Annotated in this window: 11 protein-coding genes; 8 read left to right on the forward strand and 3 right to left on the reverse strand. The window is 28.7% G+C overall.

The features are described from left to right. Positions 1 to 193 precede the first annotated feature (193 nt). From QZZ11_RS02100 to QZZ11_RS02125, 6 genes are all read left to right on the forward strand, one after another. Positions 194 to 1,906: an ABC transporter ATP-binding protein gene (locus tag QZZ11_RS02100; RefSeq protein WP_292473128.1), complete on the forward strand. Its 1,713-nt coding sequence runs from the start codon at positions 194 to 196 to the stop codon at positions 1,904 to 1,906. Beyond that, entirely contained in the window at positions 1,903 to 3,702 is a 1,800-nt protein-coding gene (locus tag QZZ11_RS02105) for an ABC transporter ATP-binding protein (RefSeq protein ID WP_292473130.1), read from the forward strand. The genes QZZ11_RS02100 and QZZ11_RS02105 overlap by 4 nt, the downstream gene beginning before the upstream one ends. Positions 3,703 to 4,184: 482 nt before the next feature. Beyond that, positions 4,185 to 5,102 carry a glutamine amidotransferase family protein gene (locus tag QZZ11_RS02110; protein ID WP_292473132.1) on the forward strand — a complete coding sequence of 306 codons (918 nt, stop codon included), beginning with the start codon at positions 4,185 to 4,187 and terminating at the stop codon, positions 5,100 to 5,102. A gap of 7 nt (positions 5,103 to 5,109) precedes the next feature. Further along, positions 5,110 to 5,787, forward strand: a complete 678-nt coding sequence (locus QZZ11_RS02115) for a tributyrin esterase (RefSeq protein WP_292473147.1) — start codon at positions 5,110 to 5,112, stop codon at positions 5,785 to 5,787. 5 nt (positions 5,788 to 5,792) lie between these two features. Next, positions 5,793 to 6,869, forward strand: a complete 1,077-nt coding sequence (locus QZZ11_RS02120) for a Coenzyme F420 hydrogenase/dehydrogenase, beta subunit C-terminal domain (protein ID WP_292473134.1) — start codon at positions 5,793 to 5,795, stop codon at positions 6,867 to 6,869. Next, complete coding sequence (locus QZZ11_RS02125) at positions 6,870 to 8,348, forward strand: glutamate synthase-related protein (protein ID WP_292473136.1); 1,479 nt, start codon at positions 6,870 to 6,872, stop codon at positions 8,346 to 8,348. It begins immediately after the preceding gene. Between the two features lie 295 nt (positions 8,349 to 8,643). Here QZZ11_RS02125 and glnA read toward each other — a convergent pair whose 3' ends face one another. After that, positions 8,644 to 9,981, reverse strand: coding sequence for a type I glutamate--ammonia ligase (gene glnA / locus QZZ11_RS02130; protein WP_292473138.1), 1,338 nt, complete (start codon positions 9,979 to 9,981; stop codon positions 8,644 to 8,646). Positions 9,982 to 10,543: 562 nt separating this feature from the next. On the opposite strand from glnA, the gene QZZ11_RS02135 reads away from it, so the two are divergent. Both QZZ11_RS02135 and QZZ11_RS02140 read left to right on the forward strand, forming a co-directional pair. After that, entirely contained in the window at positions 10,544 to 11,062 is a 519-nt protein-coding gene (locus tag QZZ11_RS02135) for a nitroreductase family protein (RefSeq protein ID WP_292473140.1), read from the forward strand. Between the two features lie 63 nt (positions 11,063 to 11,125). Next, a complete protein-coding gene (locus QZZ11_RS02140) occupies positions 11,126 to 11,446 on the forward strand; it encodes a cupin domain-containing protein (RefSeq protein WP_292473142.1) in 321 nt (106 codons plus the stop codon). Between the two features lie 75 nt (positions 11,447 to 11,521). On the opposite strand, the gene QZZ11_RS02145 is transcribed toward QZZ11_RS02140, so the two are convergent. Further along, positions 11,522 to 11,944, reverse strand: coding sequence for a nuclear transport factor 2 family protein (locus QZZ11_RS02145; RefSeq protein ID WP_292473144.1), 423 nt, complete (start codon positions 11,942 to 11,944; stop codon positions 11,522 to 11,524). Between the two features lie 105 nt (positions 11,945 to 12,049). Continuing rightward, on the reverse strand, positions 12,050 to 12,725 hold a 676-nt coding region (locus QZZ11_RS02150; protein ID WP_292473145.1), incomplete at its 5' end, for a 3-hydroxyacyl-CoA dehydrogenase.

Here is a 12,725-nt window from a genome sequence, read left to right on the forward strand (position 1 = left end):
AAGAATTAATGTAAAGAAAAATATTAAAACAAGTGAAAAGTTTAGATAAACGAATAGAAAACATTTATTTTTTTAGTGAAACTAATGTAACCAAAATTACAAGAAAATTTGAAGAGAAAATACTTATTTAAAAAGAAATCAACAAAAATGAGGGATGAAATTCTCTTGACTTTTCAAAAAAAGGAGAATGAAAATGAAGAACATATTAAAGATAATGAAAGATAAAGTTCCCCTACTGGTACTGATGATGCTTTTTTTAATCATAGAAGTTTACTGTGATTTAACACTCCCTTCATATACTGCAGATATTGTAAATAATGGTATTCAAAATACGGATTTTAATCTTATTTCATCCATTGGTTTAAACATGATGCTGATGGTAACAATATCCGTATTTGCTACAGTAATCGTTTCTTATATATCAAGTAAAGTATCCAGTTCATATGCAAGAGATTTACGGGAAAAAATATTTGAAAAAATATTAAACTTTTCAAATCACGAACTAAATCAATTTTCTAAAGCTTCATTAATTACACGTTCAACAAATGATATAAATCAAATCCAGCATGTTATTGGAATAATGTTTAGAACTTTACTCTTCGCTCCTATATTAGCAATAGGTAGTATTATTAGAGTATTTGAAATAGGATCCAATCTATCTTGGATAATATTTGTAGCATTTATTTCTGTAGCCATATTATTAGTTAGTGTGATTAGTACCGTTCTTCCGTATTTCAAAAAAACACAGGAAATTGTTGATCAAATAAATAGGGTATCCCGAGAAATATTATTAGGTATTCCAGTTATTAAAGCTTTTGTTAGACAGGAATATGAAAAAGAACGTTTTGATTTTTATAATCGGGAATATGTTAGAGTGAATCTAAAAGTTTATAGAACCATGTTCATTTTAATCCCATCAATGAATCTTATAATGAACTTAATGATAGTATTAATATTATACTTTGGAAGTTTTGATGTGTTAAATGGAACATTACTTACAGGAGACATTATTGCATTTACACAATATTCCACCCAAATGGTTGCATCTTTTATTATGATTGGAGGATTTGTAATTATGCTTCCAAGATTATTTGTATCCATTAATCGTATAGAAGAAGTTCTTAGTACAGAGATAAGTATTACTGATGGAACAGTCAAAGATGAATCATTAAAAGATGTGATTGAATTTAAAAATGTTTCTTTTACTTATCCTGGAGCTGAAAGAAAAACTTTGAACAATATTAATTTCAAGTTAGAACCTGGAAAAACTACAGCCATCATAGGAGGTACAGGTAGTGGTAAATCAACAATATTAAATCTTATTCCTAGATTACAGGATGTTACATCAGGTGAAATACTACTTAATAACATTAACATTAAAGAGTTTAACTTAAAGAATTTGAGAAATAAGATTTCGTTAGCACCTCAACAAGCAGTATTATTCTCAGGTACTGTTAGATCTAATTTAAGGAAAGGGAAAAATGAAGCGAATGATACTGAAATGTTTGAGGCTATAAAAAATGCTCAAGCAGATGAATTTATAAAAGATCTTGAAAGTGAAGTATCTCAGGGTGGTTCAAATTTCTCAGGAGGTCAAAAACAAAGATTGTCCATAGCAAGAACAATTATAGGTAAACATAGCTTTTATCTTTTTGATGATTGTTTCTCCGCATTAGATGTGTCAACAGAAAAGAAAATACGTGAAAAACTTAAAGAAATCACAGAAGGCAGTTCTGTTTTATTAGTATCCCAAAGAATAAGTACAATTAAATTTGCTGATGAAATAATAGTATTAGACGATGGAAAAATAATTGATAAAGGTACTCATAATGAATTAAAAGAAAGATGTTCATTATATAAAGAAATTTTATCTTCACAACTTGAAAATATGGGTGGTTCATTATGAGAAAAGATAGGAGAGAAGTATCAAAGCCCAACAATACAAAAAAATCCATTAAACAAGTATTGTCTTTATTAAAAGATTATAAACTAAAATTATCAATGACATTTATTTGTGCTGTAATTAGTACATTATTTACCGTGATAAGTCCTTTATTAATAGGACGAGCTACAACAATCATATATGATGGAATAACACAAATAATGAACCATACAGGAAGTATTGACTTTGAAAGTTTATATTTCTTATTATTAGTTGCAACAGTATTATATGTCGTTAGTGCAGTATTCACATATTTACAAAGTTGGTTCTTAACTCAGATATCAACAGATATCAGTTATAAATTAAGAAAACAACTTATTGACAAAGTAAATATGCTGGCCATGGAGGAATTTGATAAAAATAAAAGAGGAGACATTCTTTCAAGAGTTACAAATGATGTGGATTCATTACAAACAGGAATTACTTCAACTTTCCTACAATTTATGACAGCAATCATTACTCTTGTAGGGGTGTTTGTAATGATGTTAACCATTAACCTTTGGATGACATTAGTAACTGTAATACTTGTTCCAATATCTTTTATTGTTATAAGTATTGTAGTTAAACGTTCACAAAAATTTTATCAATATCAACTAAAATACAAGGGTAGTGTTAACTCACAAATTGAAGAAACATTTACAGGTCAAAACATTATACGTGCATTTAACCAGGAAGAAGAATCATTTAAACAGTTTAAAGAAGATAATGATAAATGGTACTCACATGAGTGGAAATCCCAATTCTATTCCAGTTTAATGGGTCCTATAATGAATTTTATATCAAATTTATCTTATGTAGCAATAGCAGTTCTTGGAGCATTTTTTGTACTGGAAAAGGCAATAACTGTGGGTGATATATTAGCATTCTTCCAATACATACAAAATTTCACTCACCCAATTCAACAGATTACAAGAGTAATGAACATAGTACAGACAGCATTAGCTGCAACAGAAAGAATATTTGAGTTCTTAGAAATTGAAAATGAAGAAAACTTATCAATTAAAGGAATTACAGATATTGAAGACAAAATTACATTTGAACATGTTAGATTTGGATATGATGAAAATGATGTAATAAAAGATTTATCCTTTACTGCAAATAAAGGTGAAAAAGTAGCTATAGTTGGACATACTGGAGCAGGAAAATCAACAATCATTAAATTGCTCATGAGATTTTATGATATAAAAAGTGGTGATATAAAAATTGATGGAGTAAACATTAATGAATATGATAAAAACAGTTTAAGATCAATGGTAGGTATGGTTTTACAAGATACATGGTTATTCAGTGACACAATAATGGAAAATATTAGATATGGAAATTTAAAAGCTACTGATGAAGAAGTTATAGAAGCATCTAAAATAGCATATTCTGATCATTTTATAAAACAATTACCTGAGGGATATAATACTGTATTAAATGAAGATACTGATAATATTTCCATAGGACAAAAACAATTATTAACAATTGCAAGAACAGTATTAGCTAACAAAAAAATACTTATATTGGATGAAGCTACTTCAAGTGTTGATACAAGAACAGAAAAATTAATACAAGAAGCAATGGACAAACTAATGGAAAATAAAACAAGTTTTATTATAGCTCATAGATTATCAACCATCAAAAATGCAGACAAAATACTTGTTATGGATGATGGTAAAATAATTGAAGAAGGAAAACATAACGAATTAATACAGATAAGTAATGGTTACTACAAGTCCTTATATGAACAGTTTAGAGTAGAAGGAGGAGTAGATTAACTATTTCTTTTTTTAAAAAAAAAATGTCATTTTAATCAAACCAAATAATGAAAAAACATCAAACATGAAATTATTTTCACATTAAACATCATAGGTTTTTTATTTATACAATGTTCAAAATTTTATAATTTACTCAATATTTTTATATTTTAATAATAATTTTTAGAGTTTTTTTAAAATGATTTTTATTTTATTTAAATACTAAATTATACATTACCATATTTTATATATATCATATTAACAAATATAATAACAGAGATAATGTTTTTGTTTTCTTTTAAAAGGAAAAACTTTTGAAAAAAAATAAAGAAATTAATAAATAATAATTCTTATTTAAAATTCCATAATTATTGTTATAATAAGAAATGGAACAACTTATAAATATATGAAAAATTTTTATTGATAATAATTCTTAAATAGAATCTTCATAAAAGGTAGTCGGAAGAAGACTTCCTATATAAATTTTATAATGAGGTAATCAAATGTGTGGAATTGCAGGAATAATATATAAAGATAAAAAAACACATAAAGTCGGCAAATCATTAACTTCAATGCTTGAATCTTTACAACACAGAGGACCGGATTCAGCAGGATTTGCAATATACGGAGGATTAAATTTACCTGAAAATAATTATCAATTAAACATTGAAATTAAAGATAATTCTGAAGCATTAAACCAAGTAAAAACAACACTTACAGAAATTAGCTCAATATTTCAGGAAGAATTAATCAAATCTGATGAAAAATATAATGTTTACCGTTGCGAAATAAGTCTAAATAATTACTCAATGTTAAAACCTTTAATCCGTAATTTAGATGAACTTGATGATGTACAAGTACTTAACGGTTCACATTCATTTGAAATGATAAAGGACATCGGTAAAGTAAAAGACATTGCAAAAAGATATAATGTTACAAAAAGAACTGGAACTCATGGAATAGGCCATACTAGGTTTGCTACCGAAAGTGGAATAGACAGATACCATGCACATCCTTATCAAAGTTATATTAGACCAGACATTACTGTAGTACATAATGGACAAATAACAAATTACTGGAAAATTCGGGATCCTCTAGAAAGAAAGGGACATATCTTCGAAACATTAAACGACACAGAATGTATTGTACATTATATTGCAGATAAATTAAACCAAGGATATAAACTCGAAGAAGTATTAGAAGAAGCTGTAAAAGATTTGGATGGTCCATTTTCCATACTTGTAGGAACACCTGATGGAATTGGAATTGCAAAAGATAAACTTGGACTTAGACCGGGAGTAATGGCAGAAAATGATGACATTTTTGCAATAGCTTCCGAAGAAATGTCACTGCAGGATGTGTTGGATACAGATCATGTGGAACAAATCGCACCCGGAGAAACTAGATCATATACATTATAAGAAGGGAATAAAAGTGAGAAAGTATATAATAGATGCAAAAAATATGGAAGAAAAAGAATTGAATCGTTCAATTAAAGAACATGCAGTAAATTACGATAAATTAATTATTAAAAATCCACAATCAAACCATAATATAGCTGCAGGCCTAACAGAATCAGTTGAAATAGAAATTGATGGTTCTGCAGGATATTTTGTTGGAACAATGGTTGATGGTCCAAAAATACATGTTAAACAAAACGCAGGATGGTTTGCCGGAGATAATATGACTTGTGGTGAATTAATTATCGAAGGAGGAACTGGTGATGGAGCAGGTCAAGGAATTTATGGTGGAACCGTTGTTGTGAAAGGTGATACAGGTTCACGTACTGGAGAAATCATGAAAGGTGGAACAGTTATTATTGGTGGAAATAGTGGTTACATGACTGGTTTATTGATGATGGGTGGTCGTTTGATAGTACTCGGAAATGTGACAGATGATGCTGGTGAATCTATTATGAGAGGTACAATATATGTGCTTGGAGAAGTTAAAAGTTTGGGAAAACATGCACAAATGGAACAAACCACTTTAGAAGATCAAAAAGAATTGAAAAGAATATTAACAAAATATGGATTTGAAATTACAGATGTTGATTATACCAATTTCAAAAAAATTACAAACAACTCCAAACAGGAATTAATGTGGTGAAAACAATGACAGAACATAAAATAGCTATGGTAGGAACTCCTTGTGGAATAATGGCAGCATCAAAAATACAACACTACACTGAAACACCAATATATTTTAAAATAGGTTTATTCTGTATGGAAAACTTTTCATACTTATACTTTACAAAACTATTGGAAAGTATTGATTTGACAATGAATGATATTGAAAAATTCAGAATTGAAAAAGGATATGCATTTTTTAACTTAAAAAATGGTGAACAAATAAAAATATCATTATCTAAAGCTAAGACAGTAGTTAGAAAAAACTGTAATATTTGTGTAGAATTAACTTCAGAAACATCTGATGTATCTGTAGGTTCTATTGGTTCAGAAAATGGATGGTCAACAGTAATTATCAGAACTGAGAAAGGAGAAAAAATTATAGAAGATGCTATAAAACAAAAATATCTTAAGGCAAAAGAATTAACTCCTTCACAATTGAAACTTTTGGAGAGAATAGCTTCAAATAAAGCCAAAGAAAATCTTGAAAATATAAATGAAAGAGAATCAAAAGCACGTCCTGTATTATACCAAAGAGATAAAACAGATGAAAATATCTTAGAAGAGAATTCTGAATCAAACTTTGATGATTTAAGAGCAAATGTAATCAATGTTGGAGCTTGTGTACTCTGTGGAGCCTGCGAATATGTATGTCCTGAAGACTACATTTTAATCAAGAATACAAAACCACGTAAAAAACGAAAAAAATGTCCTGATGATTGTCATATGTGTTTTACAGTTTGTCCAAGAACATTTGTCCCTATCAATCTTAGAAATGATATTAGTAAAAAAATTGGTGATTATAGGAAAATTTTAACTGTAAAATCATTAAAACATAATAGAGGCCAGGATGGAGTTGTGGTAACTACAATACTGGATTATCTTATTTCAAATAAGATAGTGACTGAAACATTAATCGTTGATAAAAAAGAGGATTTAGATTGGAAACCTGTAGCAAAACTTACAAAAGATATCGATGAAATAGTTAAAGCTTCAGGAACAAAGTATTCTGTTTGTCCAGTATTTAAACCTTTAAAACAATTAAAAAAGGATGTGATTTAAATGCCATTTGACGTTAACAGAAAATCAGAAATATGTAAACGAAATAACGATAGACCAGGATGTTGTTGGTATTTATGTGACAATCCTAAAAAATCTTTATGTAAAAATTGTTATAGCTGTTATAGTAATTGTCCACATGGGGTATATGAAATAATTAATGATGAACCACAACCAGTTCATCAAGAAAACTGTGTTGGCTGTAAAATTTGTGAAGAAATGTGTCCAAATAATGCAATATATGTAACACCATTACCTGATGAACACAGAGGAATCTGGTCAAATTATACCATGTTGGAAATTAAAAGAAAATCCATAGAAGGTTCTTACAAAGTAAGAGGATGTGGTGCAACACGTCATGTTCCATCATTTGATGATTTAACAATATTACCTGCTCAAGTATCAAGACCACCTATCGATAAATACAGGGAACCATGTAACTCAGAAGTAACATTAGGAGATAGGTTTGCAGAAAATCCTATAAAAATTTCAACGCCTATTATGATTGGAGCTATGTCATTTGGAGCTATTAGTAAAGAAGCAAAGATAGCATTAGCCAGAGGATCAACACTTGCCGGAACTATAACAAATACTGGTGAAGGTGGAATGCTACCTGAAGAAAGACATTTTGCAGACAAATTAATTGCTCAATATGCTTCAGGAAGATTTGGAGTTTCAGCAAATTACCTGAATAATGCAGATGCAATAGAAATAAAAATAGGACAAGGTTCAAAAGCCGGAATGGGAGGACATTTACTTGCTGAAAAAGTTACAGCAGAAGTGGCAAAAATTAGGAATATACCTCAAGGAACTAATGCTTTAAGCCCTGCAAGACATATGGATATAGTAGGTCCTGAAGATTTAGGTATGAAAATTAATCAATTACGTGAAATAACAGATTGGAAGATACCTATTATGGTAAAATTCACATCAGGTAGAGTTAAGGAAGATGTTAAAATTGCTGCCAAAGCAGGAGCAGATATAATTGTTGTTGATGGTATGCAGGGAGGTACCGGTGCTGGTCCGGAAGTAGTTACTGAACACTCTGGAATTCCTACAATACAAGCAATATTAGAAGCAGATAATGCTCTTAGAGATATAAACCTTAGAGAAGAAGTAAGTCTTGTAGCTGCAGGAGGTATACGTTCCGGAGCTGATGTAGCTAAAGCAATAGCATTGGGTGCAGATGCAGCATATATTGGAACAGCAGCTTTAATCTCATTAGGTTGTAAAGTATGTCAGGGATGTAGTAAAGGAACATGCCCTAAAGGAATAGCAACTCAAAATCGATTATTTAGACGAAGATTGGATCCTGTTAGAGGTGGAGAACAAGTTGCAAATTACATTAAAGTAATGACCGAAGAAGCAAAAATGTTAACTCAGCAAGCAGGAAATACAGATATTGAAAAATTAGAGAAAGAAGATTTAGTAGCCTTAACAATGGAAGCATCCCATATTACTGGAGTACCATTGGTACGGTAAAAGCATGAATTAACCATTTCAACGCCAAAGAGAGAAGAATTAATTTACTTCTCAATAACTTTTTTTAAAAAAAAATAATACTTAAAATAGAAATAATAATTAAAATTATATATAACTCTTAACTCTTATTTTATATATTAAAAAGTTAAAAAAAGGGAGGTTAAGAGAGATAATGTTTTAGGGGTGATTAGAGGAGAATTTAAATATTTAATTTAAATTGAACTTTTAATCACATTATTAATCACCCCTTTTTTTTCCTTTAAAAAACATTTAAAGTATGAAGAATTTACTAATGTTATATATTTAAGTATCTTTCACGCTCATAATCAAATACCTGTATTCTATAATCATCCCATTCCTGACGTTTAATATTGTAGAATTGATTGTATACGAAATCACCTAAAGCATTTCTTACAATATCATCATTTTCTAATTCATGATAAGCTTCCCATAAACTTGTTGGTAATGTTTTAATACCTTTTTCAGCCAATTCTTCAGGAGTATGTTCAAATGCATTGAATTCTGTTGGTTCTCCAGGATCCATTTTATTATCCATACCATCCAAACCAGCTTCTAACAATACTGCAAATGCCAAGTAAGGATTACATGAAGGATCAGCAGATCGACATTCAATTCTTGTTCCTATACCTCTTGAAGCAGGAATCCTCAATAATGTTGACCTATTTTTAAGACCATAAGCAATGTAACATGGTGCTTCGTATCCAGGCACTAAACGTTTATATGAATTTACAGTAGGAGATAAAATTGCAGATAATGCTGGAGCATGTTTTAATAACCCACCAATAAAATACAATGCCTCTTGAGATAACTGAGTTTCAGTATCAGGATCATAGAAAATATTTTTTCCATCCTTAAATAAGCTCTGATTACAATGCATTCCACTTCCATTAACACCCAAGAATGGTTTTGGCATGAAAGTTACTTTATATCCTAAATTATGAACTAATGCTTTAATAGCTTGTTTAAAAGTAATTACAGCATCAGCAGTTTTTAATGCATCTGCAAATCTGAAATCAATTTCATGTTGTCCCGGAGCAACTTCATGATGACTAACTTCTATGTTGAAATCTAATTTTTCGAGCCCTAAAACAATCTCTCTTCTTATATCAGTTCCATGGTCTAATGGTTCAACATCAAAATAATCTGCTTCATCTGCCGGTTTATAATTACCCTTTTCATCTTTATCAATGATGAAAAATTCCGGTTCAGGACCCATATTAAATTGATATCCTCTTTCCTCAGCTTTTTTCAATGATTTTTTTAATACACCTCTTGGATCTCCTTCAAAATGTGTTCCATCAGTATTGTAAACATCACATATGAATCTACAAGTTCCTTTATCTTCTGGTCTCCAAGGTAATGAAGAAAATGTACTAATATCTGGTTTTAATGCTAAATCACTATTGTTTATTTCAGTAAATCCAGGTACTGAAGAACCGTCAAATAACAATCCATCTTTAATTATATCTTCAACATCATCAGGTTTTTTCAATGATACAGCCATACTTTTTGGAATACCATGAATATCAGAAAATTGTAATCTTAAAAATTTATAACCAAATTGATCTACCTGTTTAATTATTTCATCTATTTTATCATCTTCTATTGACATAAAAATTCACCCTAATTATTTATTATTAAAGAATTATCATATTCCGCATAAGCTTTAATTAAATTATATTTTTCATATCGGAAATATGCTTCCTACTTCCTTATATGATAATTATCATATATAAATGTTTTGAAAAAAATAGAATAAAAAAAATAAATAATATAATATTTTTATAGATTATTTTTTAATTTAATTAACAATATTCACTTATTTTAATATTAGAATATTTAGAATATTATTACAAATCAAATTATAGAAGTATACAAATTATTTTATAAAAATATCATATCATATTGATTTTTCATATATTTTAGAAAATATTTTTTCCGATAAATTTTTGTTGATAATCCATCTTAAAATTACTATAAAAAATTGTATTTAATTAATTAAATATAATTACTAATAGAAAATTATATCATATTTTAGATAGCTGTTAAAAAATAAATTCTAATAAAGAAAGAAATGAACCTACTGAAAAAATTTGGAAAAGAATATGATCCCATCATTCAAACATTAAATTAAATTAAGAAATAATTTAAAAACAAAATAAGGAAGTAAAAATATGTCATTATTAGAAATAATATTAAAAAGAAGAAGTGTAAGAACTTATACTGATGAAGAAATTCCTGAAAATAAAATAGAAAAAATATTACAAGCAGGATTACTGGCTCCTACAAGTAGAAATAGAAAACCTTGTGAATTTTATGTTGTTAAAGATAAAGAAATTTTAGAAAAATTATCCAAATCAAAAGCATCTGGTTCATCAATGCTTGAAAATGCAAATACTGCAATAGTTGTTTTTGCTGATTCTGAAAAAGCAGATACTTGGATTGAAGACTCATCAATAGCTTTAGCATACATGGATTTAATGGCAAATGAATTAGATATTGGAAGTTGTTGGTGTCAATCACATCTAAGATTTTCCGCAGACAATAAAAAATCAGAAGAAGTAATTAAAGAAATTTTTTCAATGGATAGCAAATATCGTGTTGTAGGAATATTATCATTAGGAATTGCCAGTAGTAAACCAGAAGGGCATAACTTATCAGAAATAGATGAATCAAAAATTAGTTACTTTTAGAGTAACAAAAATATATAACTCTTGATATTAAAAAATTAGAATATTAATCAATTTGGTGAAAAAATGAGTTTAAATACATCAGAAATAATAAATTTTGAAACTTTAATAGACTATCAAGAAAAATCTGTTGTCAGTACAGAAATACTTAACAAAGAAACAGGTACCGTTACAATATTTGCTTTTGATGAAAATGAAGGTTTATCAGAACATAGTGCACCTTTTGATGCGATGGTACAAGTTATTGATGGAACACTTCAATTAACAATTGATGGTGAAGAATTTACATTAAACAAAGGTGATATGATTATTATGCCTGCAAATGTTCCTCATGCACTTCATGCAAAAACAAAATTCAAAATGATTTTAACTATGATTAAATCTTAAAAAAAATATATATACTCATTTTATTCTTTTTAAAAGAATTTTAATGAATTGATAAAATAAAAATAAAAAAAAGAATTAATTTTCATGTTCTTTTGGTGTGTAAGATGTATCCCATTTTACAAAGTACCAATCACCATCTATTTTCTTTAGCCCAAATTTAGAATCTAAATTCCAAATACTTTGAACTCCTAATAAACAAGTACGAAGATCAACTATTGTAATAATTGATGCTTTATCCCCTTTAATTTTAATTGAAGGTACTTCTATTTTTGATTCCCTATAATGTAACACATCATCTGATATATCTGTTAAAAATTCAGTTTTAGATTCTTTTCTTCCTGAACCTCTAATTAATACAAAAGAATCATCAAAAAGTTCATCTAATTTATCTATATCTTTAAACATTAAAGCTTCTTGTAATTGAATTAATTTGTCTATTACTTCACGTTCCTCATTTTCAAAATTATTATCAAAAAGTAATTTTACTCGTTTAGTCATAATATCCCCTCTTTTTTAAATTATTTATGAAAAATAGGAAAAATAGAATTAAATTTAAAAAAGAGAAAAGTTTAATAAAAAAATAAAAATAGTTTAAAATTTTATTTAATTATATTTGTAGAAACCCTCTCCTGCATTAATTCCAGTTTTTCCTTGATCTATCTTTTCCTTTAATTTTGCTGCTATTTTTCCCGGAGTTGAATTTGGATCTTTTGCTTCGGGATTCATTATTACAATATTATATGCTGTTGTTAAACCGACAACATCTAAAATCCTAAATGGTCCATTAGGCGCCCCTGTAGCTAATTTCCAGGTTAAATCTATCGTTTCAGGATCAGCCACATCATTTGCATACAACGCTTCAGCTGCACTTAAAAATGGAACCAACATAGAATTTAATATATATCCTGGTTGTTCTTTCTTAAGTTGTAACGGAACCATATTAATATCTTCTGCAAATTTAACTACTTCATCATAGTACTTTTGTTCCGTTCCTTCGTGACCCATTACCTCTGCAGTATTATTTCTCCATATTTCATTTGCAAAGTGTAATGCCAAGTACTTGTTAGGTCTACCAGTATATTCTGCAAATGTACTAGGAAGCATTGTAGATGAATTTGTAACTAAAATTGTTTTTTCAGGCATATGTTTTGATAATTCCTGATAAAATGGAATTTTTTGATTTGGATCTTCAGCGATTGCTTCGATAATCAAATCCGCATCCTTTGCTGCTTCTTCATAACTTGTTGTCATAGATATATTTTCATATGCTATTTCAACC

It is taken from the genome of Methanosphaera sp. (assembly GCF_016282985.1).
Classification (GTDB): domain Archaea; phylum Methanobacteriota; class Methanobacteria; order Methanobacteriales; family Methanobacteriaceae; genus Methanosphaera.

Excerpts from the sequence above, each read along its gene's own strand:
- QZZ11_RS02100 (WP_292473128.1), top strand. The coding sequence starts at position 194 with ATGAAGAACATATTAAAGATAATGAAAGATAAAGTTCCCCTACTGGTA.
- QZZ11_RS02105 (WP_292473130.1), top strand. The coding sequence starts at position 1,903 with ATGAGAAAAGATAGGAGAGAAGTATCAAAGCCCAACAATACAAAAAAA.
- QZZ11_RS02110 (WP_292473132.1), top strand. The coding sequence starts at position 4,185 with ATGTGTGGAATTGCAGGAATAATATATAAAGATAAAAAAACACATAAA.
- QZZ11_RS02120 (WP_292473134.1), top strand. The coding sequence starts at position 5,793 with ATGACAGAACATAAAATAGCTATGGTAGGAACTCCTTGTGGAATAATG.
- QZZ11_RS02125 (WP_292473136.1), top strand. The coding sequence starts at position 6,870 with ATGCCATTTGACGTTAACAGAAAATCAGAAATATGTAAACGAAATAAC.
- glnA (WP_292473138.1), bottom strand. The coding sequence starts at position 9,981 with ATGTCAATAGAAGATGATAAAATAGATGAAATAATTAAACAGGTAGAT.
- QZZ11_RS02135 (WP_292473140.1), top strand. The coding sequence starts at position 10,544 with ATGTCATTATTAGAAATAATATTAAAAAGAAGAAGTGTAAGAACTTAT.
- QZZ11_RS02140 (WP_292473142.1), top strand. The coding sequence starts at position 11,126 with ATGAGTTTAAATACATCAGAAATAATAAATTTTGAAACTTTAATAGAC.
- QZZ11_RS02145 (WP_292473144.1), bottom strand. The coding sequence starts at position 11,944 with ATGACTAAACGAGTAAAATTACTTTTTGATAATAATTTTGAAAATGAG.